Source organism: Bacillus sp. WC2507 (assembly GCF_052656125.1).
In genome coordinates this window covers 3,472,363-3,489,292 of the sequence record NZ_JBQXPN010000001.1, presented here as the reverse complement: position 1 = coordinate 3,489,292, position 16,930 = coordinate 3,472,363, and the positions used below count along the sequence as shown (strand labels likewise).

Annotated in this window: 19 protein-coding genes and 1 pseudogene; 17 read left to right on the top strand and 3 right to left on the bottom strand. The window is 33.0% G+C overall.

Translation table 11 applies throughout. The features are described 5' to 3' along the window. Positions 1–189: 189 nt before the first annotated feature. From ACUN28_RS18495 to ACUN28_RS18480, 4 genes are all read left to right on the top strand, one after another. Positions 190–375, top strand: a complete 186-nt coding sequence (locus ACUN28_RS18495; RefSeq protein WP_000492443.1) for a twin-arginine translocase TatA/TatE family subunit — start codon at positions 190–192, stop codon at positions 373–375. A gap of 42 nt (positions 376–417) precedes the next feature. Then, on the top strand, positions 418–1,158 hold the full coding sequence (tatC, locus tag ACUN28_RS18490) for a twin-arginine translocase subunit TatC (RefSeq protein ID WP_033659683.1): 741 nt from the start codon (positions 418–420) through the stop codon (positions 1,156–1,158). A gap of 344 nt (positions 1,159–1,502) precedes the next feature. Beyond that, positions 1,503–1,754 (top strand): DUF2535 family protein, encoded by a 252-nt coding sequence (locus ACUN28_RS18485; protein WP_000629012.1) that lies wholly within the window; start codon positions 1,503–1,505, stop codon positions 1,752–1,754. A 151-nt stretch (positions 1,755–1,905) separates the two neighbouring features. After that, entirely contained in the window at positions 1,906–2,748 is an 843-nt protein-coding gene (locus ACUN28_RS18480) for a DegV family protein (protein WP_033659830.1), read from the top strand. A 263-nt stretch (positions 2,749–3,011) separates the two neighbouring features. Here the strand turns inward: ACUN28_RS18480 and ACUN28_RS18475 are convergent, their stop codons facing one another. Further along, positions 3,012–3,986: an MBL fold metallo-hydrolase gene (locus tag ACUN28_RS18475; RefSeq protein WP_016088058.1), complete on the bottom strand. Its 975-nt coding sequence runs from the start codon at positions 3,984–3,986 to the stop codon at positions 3,012–3,014. Positions 3,987–4,321: 335 nt separating this feature from the next. Between ACUN28_RS18475 and ACUN28_RS18470 the strand changes: the two genes are divergently transcribed. After that, positions 4,322–4,909 carry an SCO family protein gene (locus ACUN28_RS18470; RefSeq protein ID WP_016088057.1) on the top strand — a complete coding sequence of 196 codons (588 nt, stop codon included), beginning with the start codon at positions 4,322–4,324 and terminating at the stop codon, positions 4,907–4,909. 35 nt (positions 4,910–4,944) lie between these two features. Here ACUN28_RS18470 and ACUN28_RS18465 read toward each other — a convergent pair whose 3' ends face one another. Continuing rightward, the gene (locus ACUN28_RS18465; RefSeq protein WP_001288085.1) at positions 4,945–5,409 is read right to left on the bottom strand and encodes an Hsp20/alpha crystallin family protein; all 465 of its coding nucleotides are present in this window, start codon (positions 5,407–5,409) and stop codon (positions 4,945–4,947) included. Between the two features lie 217 nt (positions 5,410–5,626). Here ACUN28_RS18465 and asnB point away from each other — a divergent pair, with 217 nt between their 5' ends. The 10 genes and pseudogenes from asnB to ACUN28_RS18415 all read left to right on the top strand — a co-directional run bounded on the left by asnB (position 5,627) and on the right by ACUN28_RS18415 (position 14,027). Further along, positions 5,627–7,528 carry an asparagine synthase (glutamine-hydrolyzing) gene (gene asnB / locus ACUN28_RS18460; protein WP_000333816.1) on the top strand — a complete coding sequence of 634 codons (1,902 nt, stop codon included), beginning with the start codon at positions 5,627–5,629 and terminating at the stop codon, positions 7,526–7,528. A gap of 93 nt (positions 7,529–7,621) precedes the next feature. Beyond that, positions 7,622–7,981, top strand: coding sequence for a GNAT family N-acetyltransferase (locus ACUN28_RS18455; protein WP_016088056.1), 360 nt, complete (start codon positions 7,622–7,624; stop codon positions 7,979–7,981). A 48-nt stretch (positions 7,982–8,029) separates the two neighbouring features. Continuing rightward, positions 8,030–8,359, top strand: a complete 330-nt coding sequence (locus ACUN28_RS18450) for a hypothetical protein (RefSeq protein WP_033659684.1) — start codon at positions 8,030–8,032, stop codon at positions 8,357–8,359. A gap of 231 nt (positions 8,360–8,590) precedes the next feature. After that, a complete protein-coding gene (locus ACUN28_RS18445) occupies positions 8,591–9,433 on the top strand; it encodes a phosphatase PAP2 family protein (protein ID WP_016088054.1) in 843 nt (280 codons plus the stop codon). A gap of 151 nt (positions 9,434–9,584) precedes the next feature. Further along, positions 9,585–10,547: an ABC transporter substrate-binding protein gene (locus tag ACUN28_RS18440; protein ID WP_016088053.1), complete on the top strand. Its 963-nt coding sequence runs from the start codon at positions 9,585–9,587 to the stop codon at positions 10,545–10,547. 131 nt (positions 10,548–10,678) lie between these two features. Then, the gene (dat, locus tag ACUN28_RS18435; protein WP_016088052.1) at positions 10,679–11,554 is read left to right on the top strand and encodes a D-amino-acid transaminase; all 876 of its coding nucleotides are present in this window, start codon (positions 10,679–10,681) and stop codon (positions 11,552–11,554) included. A gap of 98 nt (positions 11,555–11,652) precedes the next feature. Then, positions 11,653–12,300 (top strand): nitroreductase family protein, encoded by a 648-nt coding sequence (locus ACUN28_RS18430; RefSeq protein WP_016088051.1) that lies wholly within the window; start codon positions 11,653–11,655, stop codon positions 12,298–12,300. Between the two features lie 259 nt (positions 12,301–12,559). Next, positions 12,560–13,048 (top strand): hypothetical protein, encoded by a 489-nt coding sequence (locus ACUN28_RS18425; RefSeq protein ID WP_016088050.1) that lies wholly within the window; start codon positions 12,560–12,562, stop codon positions 13,046–13,048. 125 nt (positions 13,049–13,173) lie between these two features. After that, positions 13,174–13,364 (top strand): annotated as a pseudogene (locus tag ACUN28_RS18420) (hypothetical protein). Positions 13,365–13,478: 114 nt separating this feature from the next. After that, entirely contained in the window at positions 13,479–14,027 is a 549-nt protein-coding gene (locus ACUN28_RS18415) for a cysteine hydrolase family protein (protein WP_016088049.1), read from the top strand. Positions 14,028–14,061: 34 nt separating this feature from the next. Here ACUN28_RS18415 and ACUN28_RS18410 read toward each other — a convergent pair whose 3' ends face one another. Then, complete coding sequence (locus tag ACUN28_RS18410) at positions 14,062–14,511, bottom strand: NUDIX hydrolase (protein WP_016088048.1); 450 nt, start codon at positions 14,509–14,511, stop codon at positions 14,062–14,064. 253 nt (positions 14,512–14,764) lie between these two features. On the opposite strand from ACUN28_RS18410, the gene ACUN28_RS18405 reads away from it, so the two are divergent. Both ACUN28_RS18405 and ACUN28_RS18400 read left to right on the top strand, forming a co-directional pair. After that, positions 14,765–15,658, top strand: a complete 894-nt coding sequence (locus ACUN28_RS18405; RefSeq protein ID WP_016088047.1) for a mechanosensitive ion channel family protein — start codon at positions 14,765–14,767, stop codon at positions 15,656–15,658. A gap of 165 nt (positions 15,659–15,823) precedes the next feature. Continuing rightward, positions 15,824–16,921 (top strand): sensor histidine kinase, encoded by a 1,098-nt coding sequence (locus tag ACUN28_RS18400; RefSeq protein WP_141533961.1) that lies wholly within the window; start codon positions 15,824–15,826, stop codon positions 16,919–16,921. Positions 16,922–16,930 lie beyond the last annotated feature (9 nt).

The following is a 16,930-nucleotide window of genomic DNA, read 5'->3' as shown; positions in this document are numbered from 1 at the left end:
AAAATAATATGTCGTTTCCCTTACCATATCATACACAAGGGCAATAGAAAATGAAATTTGTATAATTGATTATATTTTTTAATTTTTTTGACAAAAGGCAATGGATTTGTTGACGTTTTCAAACTTTTTTGACAAAATAAAATTATGTAATAGTAGGACAAGGAATCTACTAATAAAGGGGATGGAGAAATGTTTTCAAATATTGGCTTTCCAGGGTTAATTTTAATTTTAGTAGCTGTACTCATTTTATTTGGGCCTAAAAAATTACCGGAGATCGGAAAGGCTTTAGGGGAAACGTTAAAAGAGTTTAAAAAATCAACGAAAGAATTGACAGATGACGCATTTCAAGAGAAGGAAAAGAAGGAAAAAATGTAATGGATTTTCCTTGTAATGGATAAATAAAGTGTGGTGAACGAGATGGAAGACCAAGAAATGAGCGTAGTAGAACATATTGTTGAGCTTCGTAAACGAGTAATATATACAGTCTTATCATTTGTACTATTTTTAATTATTGGATTTACTTTTACGAAGGATATATATTTTTGGCTCGTAAAAGATTTGCCGATGAAGTTAACAGTTCTGGGACCTAGTGATGTATTGTGGATTTTTTTCTCGATTGCTACAGTATTTGCTATCGTTTGTACAATTCCTTTTGCTGCTATACAAATTTGGTTATTTGTAAAACCGGGCTTACATCCAAATGAACAAAAGATGACAGTGATGTATATACCGGTATTGTCCATATTATTTATTGCTGGTTTATGTTTTGGATATTTCGTTGTAATGCCGTTTTTATTTCATTTTTTAACTACGATAGGTAACGAAATGTTTAATACGATGTTTACGACAGAAAAGTATTTTCATTTTGTTCTTAATTTAACAGTTCCATTTGCTGTGATTTTTGAATTACCTGTAGTTGTAATGTTTTTAACAAGTATTGGATTGTTGACGGCGGGATTTCTAATAAAAATAAGAAGATATGCTTATGTAGCATTAATTATCATCGCATCGTGTATATCACCGCCTGATTTTTTATCACACAGTTTAGTAGCTGTACCACTTATTTGTATTTATGAAATTAGTATCGCTCTATCAAAGGTTGTTAGTAAGCGCAAAAAGAAAAGAGAAGAAATTCAGTCGAAAAGTGCCTCGTTATAAAGGCACTTTTTTTATTTATTTGTTATACTCTAGCTATAAACGTATACAATATATAGAAGAAAAAAATTATAGAATCTCCAAAATTTAGACAAACTTTGCGCTTTTATAAGTTTATACTGAATGTATTAAGTAATTTACGGATAACGAGATTCCTGTCTTAACGGATATTTAAGATGGGGGATGGATTAGGTGGAGATGAATTGAAGATACATCTTCTAACTATAAGGATTAAAGGGATTGTCTAAGGATACTACTGTTGTATTCATAGGAGTCTCCACTTTAAACACGTGTTACAGCGTAAAGTAGAGAAAGTTCAAAATCCAATGAAAAAGAGGATTGATATTGTGATTACGAAAAGTTTTTATTTCACTCATTCAACAGGGGATTGTATTAAAATATTTGAAATCCCTGTCCTACAGGCGCAGCATCCATTATCGTTTCTAATTCAGTCTCGTCTTCAATTATTTATTGCAAAAATTCAAAAACAAAAACACCCAAGATTTTCATATTCTTTCCGTGAATATTTACAAAATTGTTTGAAGTGGAATGATTATCTAAATGTATATAAAACAAATACTCTTGAAAAAAATGCATGATATAGAGTAGAGACAGGGTTAGGATCTCTGTCTTTTTCATTTTAGGTATAAAAATATAATTAATTTGGTGAAATTTGTTCGAAATTGTTGAAAGCACAGGGAATGCTAGTATAATAACAAGGAGAGCGTATTGGAAAGGGAAGAATATAATATGCAAAAAATTAAAATTGTAACAGATTCAACGGCAGATTTATCACAAGAGGTAATTGAGAAGTATGACATTCATGTTCTACCATTATCAATCTCTGTAAATGGACAAACATATTTAGATCGCGTTGATCTACAACCTGATGAATTTATTGAAGAAATGATTAAATCAGAGGAACTACCAAAAACATCACAACCAGCAATGGGTACATTTGTAGAAATGTATGACAAGTTAGGCGAAGATGGAAGTGAAGTGCTTTCTATTCATATGACAAGTGGAATGAGTGGTACTGTGGCAACCGCCAATAGTGCTGCATCGATGACCGATACAAAAGTAACAGTTGTTGATTCTCAATTTATTACACATGCTTTAGCTTATCAAGTAATTGAAGCTGCGAAAATGGCAAATGAAGGACGCTCACTAGAAGAAATTTTAAAACGTGTAGATGAAGTGAGAAAGAATACTCGTTTATATGTAGTCGTAGATACATTAGAAAACTTAGTGAAGGGTGGGCGTATTGGTAAAGGAAAAGCGTTTATCGGTTCGCTGCTTAATATAAAGCCAATTGCTAGCCTTGAAGATGGTGTTTATAACCCTGTAACGAAAGTGCGTAGCCAAGGCCAAATTGTAAAAACGTTAGCTAAGTTATTTGAGGAAGATACAGCTGGAAAAGTTGTAAAAGCTGTGGCAATTCCACATGCGAAAGCAATTCCTTTAGCTGAAAGTGTAAAAGCGGCGGTTGAAAAAGTGAGTGGGTTTGCTCAATCAGAAATTTTCTATACAACGCCTATTATTAGTACTCATACAGGTCCGGGTGCAATTGGATTTATGTATTTAGCAGAGTAATAAAAAAGCTACTTGGAATTTATTTCAAGTAGCTTTTTTATTACTCTATTTGTGGGCTAATAATCAGTGGAGGATGAAGCCACCACTGATTAAAGTTTCACTTTATGTGAAGAGAAAGTAAGAAATAAGAAGGGCTATACAGGCACTCCCGCTAATGATATAGCGAGTCTGTAAATATTCATTCATAGAAAACACCCACTGATTAAAGTTTCACTTTATGATTTTCTATATTATATGTTAGATATAGAAAATAAGTAGTTACGTTATACATGTAAACTTTCAATTTTTTTATTCAATTGCTTATCATTTGTTACGCTATTATAAGTGAAAGTTTGACCTAAAAAGAGTACATGCAGTTGTTCCCACGGTAACATACGTAAATTCCAATTATTTCGAAGCCTTGTTACTGCCTCGCGAGGTGTTTCATCGGCGAGTGCAAAAGCCCCGTAATGCATTGGTATAAAATGCGTAGCGTTTAAATCTAAATATGCTTGCACTGCTTCTTCAGGTGAAACGTGAGATATTTTCATAAACCATTCTGGTTCATAAGCGCCAATTGGCATAAGAGCAATATCAATTGAAAAGCGTTTGCCAATTTCTTTGAAACCTTGGAAGTAGCCACTGTCACCACAAAAATAAGTAGTTTCCGAAGTCGTTTCATTATGAATAATCCATCCACCCCAGTGAGATGTATTCATATCAAATAAGGATCTTCTCGTCCAGTGCTGGGCAGGTACGAAGTGAAAGGAAACATCATTAATTGTTGTATTTCCCCACCAATTATACTCTTCTACGTGAGTAAATTTTTTGCGAGTAAATAATTTTTTTAGTCCAATAGGTACAAGGTATAGAACATCATCATGTAGCTGGCGAAGCGTTGAAAAATCTAAATGATCATAATGACCGTGTGAAATGAGGACAATATCAATTTTAGGTAATTCTTGTATAGAAAGACCTGGTTCAGTAAGTCTTGGAACTAATTTTAATTTAGTAGCCCATACTGGATCTGTTAATATATTTAGCCCATTCGTTTGGATAAGGAATGTGGAATGACCAATCCAAGTTACAGTCGTCTTTTCAAAGTTGTTTTGTAGGAATTTACTTTGTTTAACAGGTGATTGTTCTACTAAAAAAGAAAAATCCTTTTTATTTTGTTTTCGTTCTTTACGCCAACGTAAAAAGGAACGAATTGATTTTTTTGTGCTCACATTATCCATGTTTTCATAACGTTTTGTCATGAACATCACCTCATTTAAAATCGTTGTAATTGTATTGTACCGAAATGTTGTTAAGGAATACAGTGTATAACATGGATGAATGTTTAAGGAATTGTTAAAAAACAGGGGGATGTATTTACAAAAGTAACAATAAAATTAGTTTCGCAACTTCTATTTAGAGAAATAATAGTAAAAAAATATATTTTGTCTAGTAATTGGCTTGAAATAAAGAAGTTACATACGTAAATTCGTACGATTTCGTGAACAAATGTAGTAAACAATTTTCTCGTAGTGTTAACTTTTGTTATGATAAACGTAACCTATTTAAATTTAGGATAGAGAAAAGAGGTTTATAAATGAAGCGTTATCAAAAAATAATTGGTCTTATGGTTGTATTTTGTCTCTTTGTACTTGCTGGATGTAGTGAATCAGGTTCAAAGCTTCGTAAACCATTAAATTGGGATTTAGAAACTTTCCAATTTACAAATCAAGATGGAAAGCAATTTGGTACAAAAGATTTAAAAGGGAAAGTTTGGGTTGCAGATTTTATGTTCACAAATTGCCAAACCGTTTGTCCGCCAATGACTGCTAATATGGCAAAACTGCAAAAGATGGCAAAAGAAGAGAAATTAGATGTTCAGTTTGTTTCTTTTAGTGTAGATCCAGACCTTGATAAGCCAGAAAATCTGAAGGCTTTCATTCAAAAGTTCACAGAGGATACTAGTAACTGGAATTTATTAACGGGTTATTCGTTAGAAGATATTACAAAGTTTTCAAAAGATAATTTCCAATCACTTGTAGATAAACCTGAGAATGGTCAAGTTATGCATGGTACATCATTTTATTTAATTGATCAAAACGGAAAAGTAATGAAAAAGTATAGCGGCATTAGTAATACGCCATACGAAGATATTATACGTGATATGAAGCGATTAGTGGATTAAAAATAAGGGTGCATAGCACCCTTATTTTTTTTGCATTAGTCTATGGATAAAATGTCATGTTGTTGTGGAAGTTTTGGTGCGCGAATTTCTAATACACCGTTTTGATAAGAAGCTTTCGCTGCTTTTTTATTAATTGAATACGGTAACTTAATTAATCTTGATGCTTCTGAAATGGAACGTTCTCGGCGATAATAGTTATGGGATGTTTGTTCTTCTTCCTCTTCAAGTATCTCTTCTTTTACAGAGACTTTTAAGTATTCACTTTGTATTTCAATTTGGATTTGTTCTTTTTGTATACCTGGTAGTTCAGCTGTAACAACGAGTTCTTCACCAACTTCATATAAATCTACAGGGAATGTTAATAAACGGTTTCCTTTTTGGAAAAAATGATTTAAATCAGCGATTACATTGCGAAGTGGTGTTTGCTCGAAGAAATCATCAATTTGCTTTAAGTAATTACGAACCGGTGGGCGAGAAGAATCTTTTTTTTCTTCACTCATGGTATTCCCTCCTAGAAATCAATTTGCAATATCATATGACAAAAGCGGAGAAAGGTGAGTGCCTAGTTTTCATGTTTTCATAAAAAAATGTTAAAAATGTGAAATGGAGTGATTTTTTTATAGTTTTTGGTCGCCATATTCAGTTGATTATGCTAGTATAAATAGGGTTGATATAGTAGTATAGAGACAGAATGAAAACTGAAAGAGGGTAAGAAGTATGTGTGGTTTTGTAGGATGTTTATGTGAAAACCCTAGAGAGTTTTCAGAAACAGAAAAACATCAATTTGAAAATATGAACACGATGATTTTCCACAGAGGTCCAGATGACGAAGGATATTTTCGTGATGAACATGTACAATTTGGCTTCCGCCGTTTAAGTATCATTGACTTAGAGGCAGGACATCAGCCGCTAACTTATGAAAATGATCGATATGTAATTATTTTTAATGGTGAAATTTACAACTATGTAGAATTACGTGAAATGTTACTTGAAAAAGGTGCAACGTTTGCAACGCAATCTGATACAGAAGTTATCATTGCTTTATATGCACATATGAAAGAAAAATGTGTAGACTATCTTCGTGGTATGTTTGCATTTATGATTTGGGATCGTGAAGAGAAGAAACTTTTCGGTGCACGTGACCACTTCGGTATTAAACCTTTATACATCGCACAACAAGGTGATACTACATTCTTCGCATCTGAGAAGAAAAGTATTATGCATGTGATGGAAGATAAAGGCGTTAACCCAACGTCACTACAACATTACTTTACTTACCAATATGGTCCAGAGCCAGAAACATTAACAATTGATGTTAATAAAATCGAGCCAGGTCATTATTTCGTAAAAGAAATCGGTAAAGAGATGGAAATTCATCGCTACTGGAAACCTTATTTCAATGCTTCAAGCGCAACGAAAGAGGAGCATATCCAAGCAATTCGTGATGTGTTATATGATTCAGTAAAAGTGCATATGCGCAGTGATGTACCAGTAGGTTCATTCTTATCTGGTGGTATCGATTCATCTATCATCGCTTCTATCGCAAGAGAAATGAATCCAAATCTTTTAACATTCTCTGTTGGTTTTGAGCAACGTGGTTTCAGTGAAGTCGATGTTGCGAAAGAAACTGCTGAGAAATTAGGCGTTAAAAACCATAACGTATTCATTTCAGCGAAAGAGTTTATGGATGAGTTCCCAAAAATCATTTGGCATATGGATGATCCTTTAGCAGATCCAGCAGCTGTACCATTGTACTTCGTTGCAAAAGAAGCACGTAAGCATGTAACAGTTGTTCTTTCAGGTGAAGGTGCAGACGAGCTATTTGGTGGTTATAACATTTACCGTGAGCCAAACTCACTAAAAATGTTCTCTTACATTCCTAGCCCAGGTAAGAGCGTTCTAAAAGCATTAAGTGGTGCTCTTAAAGAAGGCTTTAAAGGAAAGAGCTTCCTAGAGCGTGGATGTACGCCAATTGAAGAGCGTTACTATGGAAACGCGAAAATCTTCCGTGAAGAAGAGAAAGCAGAATTAATGAAGTATTACAATGAAAGTGTTAACTATATGGATATCACGAAACCATTGTATAACGAAATTAAAGATTATGATGATGTAAGTAAAATGCAGTACATTGACATGTTCACATGGTTACGCGGTGACATTTTATTAAAAGCTGATAAAATGACAATGGCAAACTCATTAGAACTTCGTGTACCGTTCTTAGATAAAGAAGTATTCGATGTTGCATCTAAAATTCCAACTGAATTTAAGATTGCTAACGGAACTACGAAAGCTATTTTACGTGAAGCAGCACGCGGAATCGTTCCGGATCACGTATTAGATCGTAAAAAACTTGGATTCCCAGTACCAATTCGTCACTGGTTAAAAGACGAAATGCATGATTGGGCTATCAATATTATAAACGAGAGTAAAACAGAGCATTTAATCGACAAACAGTATGTATTAAACTTACTGGAAGCACATTGTGCAGATAAAGGCGATTATAGCCGTAAAATTTGGACTGTACTTGCGTTTATGGTATGGCATCAAATTTATGTTGAGCATAAATACGATACGAATAAGTTCCACGAAGAAACGAAACGTGCGTATAGCTTAGTTTAATAAGAAAAACCTTAAGATCGCATATGGTCTTAAGGTTTTTTTCATAAATGGAACGCATTATTGATACAATAATAGTAAAAGGATGGACAACATATGATTACGTTTGAGAAAGTTACTGTAGAAAATGAAAGCGTTGTTAAAGAAATGTTTCGCTCACATAGTTTAAGTGAGGAACAGGTACAGTATTGTGTGAAAGTCGATGATACATATATTGGTGTAATAGATTATCGTGTTCAAGAGGAGAGTGCGATTTTATCTCAGCTAATTATTCACTTTGATTATCAAAGTTATGGTTATGGAACAAATACGTATTTTACATTTGAAACGATGATGAAAGAAAGAAATGTGAAAGAAATAAAGGTATTACAAACGGAATTAACAGAACAAGCAAAATCTTTCATTGAGAGCTTTGGGTTTAATGAGGAAGACGGAATATATGTGAAGAAAATATAACGATGAGTAGTTATGCGAGATAAATATAAGGCAGGTGGATGTATGACAATGACTTCTGGTCTTGTATTAATTGGCGGATGTTTTATAGTAGCAGAGCTAATCCATATGTTCATTCGAAAAAGAATGAATAAGAAGAGAAAGCCGTATGAATTACAATATGCTCCTGTGTTTTTCCTATTGTTTTGTATGTTTATTACATTACAAAACATAACGAACTTTCCTCCGCTTTTAAATATTTTCTTAAAGTTTGGTTTGCTGTATAGTACCACTGGAATAGCCCTTTTATTTCTTTTATTTTGCATACGTTATATTCACTATCAATCGTATATATTTCTTTTAAATTGGTTAAAGCAAAATGATAAAAACCGCCTTACATAAGGCGGTTTTTTGTTTGTAATTGTAATGGCTTTGTATATAAAGCTCAAAATTTCATTGAAATTTATAAAAATGATTAGAGGATTTAACATATTATCTGTTTTTAGTATGTGGTACTATATATTCTTAATCTGTAACGTAAGTGGGTGTATAAATTTGAAATGTTAATCAACTAGTTTATATTAAGTGCTGACAAATAGCAGAAGGAAATTTTTTAGGAGGTATCGTTTTTGTATGTTTAATATTGATATGTTATTTCTTGAATGGATGACAAGTTTGGAGGGAAGTGTACTTACAACATTTTTTAAACTTGTATCTAGTATTGCAAATGAGACATTATATTTAATTATTATTTCGATTTTATATTGGTGCGTCTCTAAAAGAAAAGCATTTCATATGATTGTTATGCTTTGTTTCTCTGGCTATATGGGGTTAGTGGTAAAAGAGTTCATGAAAATCCCACGACCGTATACATACGACGGAATTCAAGCTTTATATGAAAAATCAGCCGCAGGTTATTCTTTTCCAAGTACTCACGTCCAGTTAGCGACAACATTTTGGGGCTCATTCATGATTTTATGTAAAAAGAGAATCATTTGGATCATTGGAATTATTTTTATTATATTGGTTACTACGTCTCGTCTGTATTTACGTGTACATTGGCTCAGTGATATAATAGGTGCCGTTTTAATTAGTGTCATAGTTGTTTATTTATATACGAAAGTAACGGTGAAATTAAGTGATAGGAAATTTATATTGTTACAACGAATAGTATTGGTATTTTCACTCATTATGTATTTTATGACAGACCAAATAGATAATTTTAAATTGCTAGGGGTTTTAACAGGTTCTACGATTGGTATAATGTTAGAAAATCATTTTATTAAAATTAATGAAAATAATAATTTAAAAATGCAAGTGATAAAAACAGTATTAGGCCTTAGTGTCATGCTAATAATGCAGTTTATACTAAAAAAAGTAATACCTGATATGCATTATTTACGTTATGTATTGACTGGAATTACAATTACTTTCTTATGTCCATTTATTTTTCGAATATTACGATTAGAAAGATGAGGATGACAGATACGTACAGTGAAAATTTGAATGAAGATGAGATATAAATTATATATATTGAAAAAGTTTTCTGATATATATATTGACAATGTATGAGATATACATTAATCTTTATTTGTTAATGATAATCAATTTCATCTATGGAGGACATATGGGACATACTAAAAAACTATTTATGTTTTGCATTATGATACTTATGGTTGTAATTGCAGGGTGTAGTAAAGAAGAGAAAAAAGAAAATGATACATCGGCGAAGGCAAAAGATTCGTATACGATAAAACATGCAATGGGAGAAACGACAGTAAATGGTACGCCAAAAAGAGTTGTTGTTTTAACAAATGAGGGTGCTGAGGCACTTTTAAGTGTTGGAGTAACGCCAGTTGGAACTACAAAACCACGAGCTGGTGATGAATGGTATCCTCATTTAGCGAAAGAGTTAAAAAATACGAAAGTAGTAGGAACTGAGCGTGACATTAATTTAGAGGCAGTAATGAAGCTTAAGCCAGATTTAATTATCGGAAATAAAATGCGTCACGAAAAAATATACGAGCAATTAAAAGAAATCGCACCAACTGTATATGCTGAAACATTGCGTGGTGATTGGAAAGAAAACTTTACGCTGTATACAAAAGCTTTGAATAAAGAAAAAGAAGGGCAAAATGCTCTTAATGATTATAAAAAGCGTATTGCAGGAATAAGAGAACAATTAGGTGATAAAGTTAACTCGAAAGTTTCAATTATTCGCTTCGTTCCAGGTGATGTTCGGATTTATCAAAAAAATTCATTCTCAGGCGTTGTATTAAATGACATTGGATTTAAACGACCACCACTACAAGATAAAGATGAATTTGCGATAAAAGGAATTACAAAAGAGCAAATTCCAAATATGGACGGGGATTATTTATTCTATTTCACATCTGATAAAGATGCGGATAAGAATAATGAAGGAAATACATTAGCGAAAGAATGGACAGAAGATCCACTCTTTAAGCAGTTACAGGCTTCTAAAGATAATAAAGTATTCCAAGTAGATGAAGTGATTTGGAATACAGCAGGTGGTATTGTAGCTGCAAACCTTATGTTAGATGATATTGAAAAATATTTTCTGAAGTAAATAAATAACTGAGTGTATCACTTTAAATAGGTGGTGCACTTTTTTATTTGTTAAAATACAGAAAATTCCTTCTTTTGAGTGTGGATAAGTTGTACAATTAAATCAATCATGGAATAAAGGAGTGGGAATCAATGAAAGCTATTCATAAGGATTGGATATTGTTTAACGGAAGTATTGTAAATACGAAGGAAGAACAGCCGATGATTCCATTAGAGGAGAGAGGCTTTCAATTTGGTGATGGTATATACGAGGTATTTAGACTATATGATGGGAAACCACATTTATTAGATTTACATTTAGAACGATTCTTTAATTCTATGGAAGAAATAAAACTAATTCCACCGTTTACTAAGGAAGAGTTAGTGGAAGAGTTACATGAAATGATTGAAAAAAATCAATTTCAAGAAGACGGGAATGTATATTTGCAAATATCAAGAGGTGCGCAAGCGCGTAATCATGTATATGAGTCAAATATGCAACCAACATATTTTGCAAATATTGTTTCGTTTCCAAGACCAATTGCTGCTATGGAACAAGGAATCAAAGTTACTGTTGAAGAGGATATACGCTGGAAGTTCTGTCATATAAAATCTTTAAACCTGCTACCTAATATTATGATTAAAAATAAAATAAACGAACAAGGTTATCAAGAAGCGATATTAGTACGAGATGGAATTGTAACTGAGGGGTGTCATTCAAATTTCTTTATGGTGAAAAATAATAAATTGACTACACATCCGGCTGACAATTTCATTCTACACGGCATTACACGTCACTACGTTATTACATTAGCGAATGAATTACATATTGATGTAGAAGAACGAGAATTTTCACTACAAGAAGTATATGAGGCTGATGAGTGCTTCTTTACAGCGACACCACTTGAAATATTCCCAGTCGTTCAAATTGGTGACGAGCAATTTGGAAATGGCGAAAGAGGACCGATTACAAAGAAACTTCAAGTTGCATATGAAGAAAGTATTAGTTTGTTTAAAGTTACGAACTAATATTGAAGAAAAAAGCTGGTATTCCTCCAGCTTTTTTTCATGATATAATTCAAGCATAGGACAAGATTTGAAAACGCTGTAAAAAGGGGATTTAATGTATGAATTATGAAGATTTTAAAGAAGTAATTCACGGTAGACGAAGTGTTAGAAAGTTCACAGAACAAGAAGTATCCACTAGTGATATAAAAGAAATTATTGATTGTGCTCGTTATGCACCGAGTGATACGAACTCACAAACATGGGAGTTCTTAGTCATTATGAATCGAGAGAAAATTAAAGAAATTGAACAAATGACATGGGATGCATTACATAAATTTGCGGCAAAAGCGGCAGAAAATGGAGAAGAGAAAGCAGGGAAATTACTTACACGTTCTTTCGGACCATATGCAACAGCTTTCTCGGAGGCGCCAGTATTAATCGTATGTTTGGCAACACCATATGAATCAAAGTTTCGCGAAAAGATATTTGATCCAATTGCTTTTGTTCCAGATTCAGTTTGGGAAGAGGAAGGGATTAAGAGTAGCTGTTTAGCGGCACAAAACTTAATGTTGGCTGCACATGCGAAGGGGCTTGGTACTTGTCCGATGACAGGACCGGTATTGCTAGCTCAAGATGAACTACGACAATATTTACAAATTGAGCCTGAAAAACAAATAAATATGGTTATTTCACTCGGTTTTCCGAAAGATAAGCCCAAGAAACTTCCAAGAAAAGAAGTAGATGAGATTACAACATTTGTTTTTTAAAGCCCAAAATAAAAAGACATTGAATGAACAATGTCTTTTTATTTTGGACAGGTATGTAATTCATCTGTTGGGCTAAAATGATAGATAAGAGGGAATTACTATTTATTTCATAAAAAAAATTAATGTTCTATTAAGGAAAGTATGATACATTAATCGTGAGCAAGATTCTATTTGTTCATGAAAGTGTTAATAGTTGTCTTAAAATTTAAAAGTTATTTTTGTATAATAAATTATAATGAAATGACAGGGGGGATGAATTTTGAAAAAATTCATAATCACTGGATTGTCTGTATTGTTATTAGTTGGTTGCGGTGCTCCGCAGGAAAAAGAGGGTACACAACCAAAGCAGGAAGAAAAAGTTGTAAACGCAAGTAATGAGAATATAGTTGTATTTCCAGAAGGAGCAGTGCCAGTCGGAGAAGGAAAAGTAAAAGTCATTACACCAGATGGCACTTCTGAGAATGGTAATATACCGGCTGTATTCATCAAAAAAGATACTTTAATTCAGCAAGTTGAATTAGAGCTTTCTAATTTTCAGAACGATAAAGAAACATTTATATTTGTAGACCAAGTGTATGCAGATAAACATCAAGTCACTAGTACAACACAGACAACAGTACAATTAAAAGAAAAGACACTTGAGACAGGTAGTCATACGATTACTGCAGTTCAGTATGAAAATAATGACCCGAAAGGAAAGGTTATTAGTTTTAATCAAGCAACATTTGAAACAAAACCTGCGTCTTAAGAAGAATAAAAAGTACACTACTCAAAAAGTAGTGTGCTTTTTTGTTTAGACTAGAGGATGTAACAGTGAATAACTTGTTTCGTTTTCTAATACGATTAAGTAGGAAGAAATCATTTGTTTCTACTATGACAGAGAAAGAGGTTGAAGATTTGAATTGGTGTGTTCGTTTCTACATAATTAGTATAATACTGTAAAAAATTTGGTTTACGATCCAAGAAGTCATTCAAATTACGCTTAATTAATTCATGAATTGTTAATAGGAGCTATTTGTTTTACCATTGTATATCTATTATATGATAAACTCGGATTAAGGTAAGTTTTACAAGAAAAATGTAGGTATTTTATTTGAAATGTCGAATAGTACATACGATGTCGTAATAACAAATTTTCTATTGTTTACTGTGAAACAGAAAAAGGGGAGATAGAAGTTATGAAACGAGCTCTTATTAATATTGATTATACATATGATTTTGTAGCTGAAAAAGGTGCTTTAACATGCGGGAAACCAGGACAAGAAATTGAGAAGGAAATTGTAGATATAACGAAGCAATATATTAAGAATGGAGATTACGTTGTCTTTGCGATCGATAAACATGAAGAAAACGATGTATATCATCCAGAATCAAAGTTATTCCCGCCTCATAACTTAGCTGGTACAAATGGAAGAGATTTGTTTGGTGAATTACAAGATGTGTACGAAACATATAAGAATGCTGAGAATGTATATTATATGGATAAAACACGATATAGTGCATTTGCAGGAACAGACTTAGAGATGAAGTTAAGAGAAAGAAGAATAGAAGAAGTTCATCTTGTAGGTGTTTGTACTGATATTTGTGTTCTTCACACAGCAGTAGACGCTTATAATAAAGGATTTAAAATTGTAGTTTATGAAAAGGCAGTTGCCTCTTTTAATGAGCAAGGACATGAATTTGCACTGGGACATTTTAAGTCATGCTTACATGCAGAAGTGAAGTGAAAAAAGAGACCTTTAAAAAGGTCTCTTTTTACGTTTAAATTGTGACGACGTTTTGCTCGATTAGTTTTTTTAGGAACGGACTAATTTTTTCTGGTAACCCATTTAAATTAAAAAATTGTACATGTAATGATTCAAATCCATCGGCTTTTAACGTACCGCCTGTAATGTTTTTACAAAGATATGCGATCGTTATGGGGTAAAATTCATCCCCGTTCGGTAATTTCACAAAAAATTCTTTTCCAGAAAATACGTTTATTAATTGTAAAGTTCCTATTTCAATCCCTGTTTCTTCAAGTACTTCTCGTCTTCCAGCTTCTTCTGTTGATTCGCCAAGTTCAACGAAACCACCAGGAACACCCCAAATCCCATTTCGTCTTTGTTGTAGTAATATTTGTCCTTGTTCATTGAAAACAGCTACAGCGACTCCTGCTAAATTGAGTGGTCTTGATCCAATTACTTCTCTTAGCTCTTCGATATAGCCCATTATTTGTAACCTCCGCGAGTCAAAATATTTTCAAATGAACTATTCGGTGTTGGGTTAATATTTCCCTTTTTGTTTAGGTGAGTATTGCGGTCTTAAAATAAATTTATTTAATAAATTTTCAATTGTCAGCTCCCTTTAAATAATGAAAAAGGGTATATTTATAGAAGAAAGTGTAACAAGTTTTAAGGAAATCAAAAAATAATACAATAAATCAGTTTTGCATGAAATTTTCATTAGTTAAGGAAGTGGTTAGATGAGTTTATTAACGTATACTGAAGAATTTTTTAATTATGTACGGGAGTTTTTGCTTTTAAGATTTTTACTATTTGCTTTAGTTCTGATCATTATTTCTTTTGTAATAAACCGCATTATTGATTGGTTTTTTAGGAAATCAAGCTTTTTTGATGAAGAGGTAGAGCAAACGATTCAAAGTGTGATTCGATCTATTTTTAGATATATCATTATCATCAGTCTAATCATATATTTAATTAGCCAGTTTGTAGATATAAAAAGTATCATTGCAGGTGCAGGGATAGCGGGGGTTGTTATCGGTTTTGCTGCACAACAAATGCTAAAAGATGTTATATTGGGATTTGCGCGATTAGCGGACAAAGAGTTTCGTGTTGGCGATTTTGTTACTTTTAACGGAACAAACTCAGGAACGATTGAGGAAATTAGTATTCGCTTTATGCAAATTCGTGAATGGTCAGGAAAACTTCTTACGATACCACATGGAGAGATTAGAACGATACAAAATTTTAATAAAGGATGGATGCGCGTAATTGAACGGATTACGGTAAGTTATCAAGAAGATCCTACAAGAGTTAAGGAATTGTTAGAAGAAGTTTGTGTGAATTGTAATGAAGAATTGGCTCAGTGTCTTTATAAAGTAGATGATGAAGCTGTTGAACCGTTTAAATATGTTGGTGTTACAGACTTAAACCCGAATCTAAAATATGTTGGATACGAATTTTGTATTACAGGTTTGATAAAGCCAGAAGATTATTTTGAAACTTCTAGACAAGTAAGGTTTGAATTAATGTCTATGTTCCATAAGAATCAAGTGCAAATGCCAGCAGCAAATATGGTCGTTACTACTGAAAGTTTACAGCATATCCATAGTGGACAATCTTTATCGGATAGCTAAAGTAGAACCGTTGGTTAACGAAAATTCTGCTTTCAACATAATAATAAAATGATTGATAGAAAAAAAGAGCTGAAGGAATTCAGTTCTTTTTAATTTGTAGAATTTAGAAATTTCTTAATGTTATAATGATAGTTGGTGATGAAAATGAACTTTGAAGAAAAAGAGATGCATCGTTTAGAAGCATTAAAAGCAATTGCTGAATTATTAAATGAAGCAACAGACTTACAAGACATGTTAGAAAAAGTGTTACATACATTGTTACAAGTTATGAATTTACAAACAGGGTGGATCTTTTTTATAGATGAAAGCGGAAAGCACCGTATGCTTGTAGACGAAAACTTACCACCAGCTCTTACGTGGCAAGAGAAGAAGCCGATGTGTGAAGGAGACTGCTGGTGTGTAGAGCGTTTTGTGAATGGGAGATTGGAAAAAGCGACGAATATTATTGAATGTAAGCGAATAGAGGATGCGATTGAATGTAATTGGGGGGAGACTGAAGATGTTACGCATCATGCGACAATTCCCCTTAGGTCTGGATCGGAGAAGTTTGGTCTCTTAAATGTGGCCTCGCCTCAAAAAACATATTTTTCGGAGGAAGAATTAGCATTATTAGAATCAATTGCATTTCAAATAGGAACGACAATCCAACGTATTCAGTTAGTGGAAAAAGAACGTAAATACGTAGTTGTAGCAGAACGAAATCGATTAGCTCGTGATTTACATGATTCAGTAAAACAATTGTTATTTTCTATTATGTTAACAGCAAAAGGTACTCTAAATATGACGAAAGATAAAGATTTGCAAGAAATGTTAAGTTATATTGGAGAATTATCACAGGAAGCATTACAAGAGATGACACTTTTGATTTGGCAATTAAGGCCGGAAGGATTAGAGAAAGGTTTAGCAGAAGCAATTAAAAATTACGGAAAGTTGTTAGGGATTCACGTGGAAGTTCGAATTGATGGAATGGTTTCAATTGGAGATGAAATAGAAGAAGTATTATGGCGTATTAGTCAAGAAGCAATACATAATTGTAAAAAACATGCTTCATGTGAAAAGGTAAATGTTCTTTTAAAAATAGAAAATAACCAATTGTATTTTTACATAGAGGATAACGGTATAGGATTTATACAAGAGCAAGTAAGAGAGTCCGCGCTTGGCTTAAAAAATATGAAGGAACGTATTCAGTTAATGGGTGGATCGTTTCAAATAAAAACAAAGCCGAAAAAGGGGACCAAAATAGAAATTCAATTGCCGGTTTGAAGGGGAGAA

What these genes read in the sequence shown, in the direction of transcription:
- ACUN28_RS18465 (WP_001288085.1), bottom strand. Translation starts at nt 5,409, where the DNA reads ATGAGTGAAGAAAAAAAAGATTCTTCTCGCCCACCGGTTCGTAATTAC.
- dat (WP_016088052.1), top strand. Translation starts at nt 10,679, where the DNA reads ATGAAAGCTATTCATAAGGATTGGATATTGTTTAACGGAAGTATTGTA.
- ACUN28_RS18440 (WP_016088053.1), top strand. Translation starts at nt 9,585, where the DNA reads ATGGGACATACTAAAAAACTATTTATGTTTTGCATTATGATACTTATG.
- ACUN28_RS18480 (WP_033659830.1), top strand. Translation starts at nt 1,906, where the DNA reads ATGCAAAAAATTAAAATTGTAACAGATTCAACGGCAGATTTATCACAA.
- ACUN28_RS18445 (WP_016088054.1), top strand. Translation starts at nt 8,591, where the DNA reads ATGTTTAATATTGATATGTTATTTCTTGAATGGATGACAAGTTTGGAG.
- ACUN28_RS18400 (WP_141533961.1), top strand. Translation starts at nt 15,824, where the DNA reads ATGCATCGTTTAGAAGCATTAAAAGCAATTGCTGAATTATTAAATGAA.
- ACUN28_RS18415 (WP_016088049.1), top strand. Translation starts at nt 13,479, where the DNA reads ATGAAACGAGCTCTTATTAATATTGATTATACATATGATTTTGTAGCT.
- asnB (WP_000333816.1), top strand. Translation starts at nt 5,627, where the DNA reads ATGTGTGGTTTTGTAGGATGTTTATGTGAAAACCCTAGAGAGTTTTCA.
- ACUN28_RS18405 (WP_016088047.1), top strand. Translation starts at nt 14,765, where the DNA reads ATGAGTTTATTAACGTATACTGAAGAATTTTTTAATTATGTACGGGAG.
- tatC (WP_033659683.1), top strand. Translation starts at nt 418, where the DNA reads ATGGAAGACCAAGAAATGAGCGTAGTAGAACATATTGTTGAGCTTCGT.
- ACUN28_RS18495 (WP_000492443.1), top strand. Translation starts at nt 190, where the DNA reads ATGTTTTCAAATATTGGCTTTCCAGGGTTAATTTTAATTTTAGTAGCT.
- ACUN28_RS18450 (WP_033659684.1), top strand. Translation starts at nt 8,030, where the DNA reads ATGACTTCTGGTCTTGTATTAATTGGCGGATGTTTTATAGTAGCAGAG.
- ACUN28_RS18470 (WP_016088057.1), top strand. Translation starts at nt 4,322, where the DNA reads ATGAAGCGTTATCAAAAAATAATTGGTCTTATGGTTGTATTTTGTCTC.
- ACUN28_RS18430 (WP_016088051.1), top strand. Translation starts at nt 11,653, where the DNA reads ATGAATTATGAAGATTTTAAAGAAGTAATTCACGGTAGACGAAGTGTT.
- ACUN28_RS18410 (WP_016088048.1), bottom strand. Translation starts at nt 14,511, where the DNA reads ATGGGCTATATCGAAGAGCTAAGAGAAGTAATTGGATCAAGACCACTC.
- ACUN28_RS18475 (WP_016088058.1), bottom strand. Translation starts at nt 3,986, where the DNA reads ATGACAAAACGTTATGAAAACATGGATAATGTGAGCACAAAAAAATCA.
- ACUN28_RS18455 (WP_016088056.1), top strand. Translation starts at nt 7,622, where the DNA reads ATGATTACGTTTGAGAAAGTTACTGTAGAAAATGAAAGCGTTGTTAAA.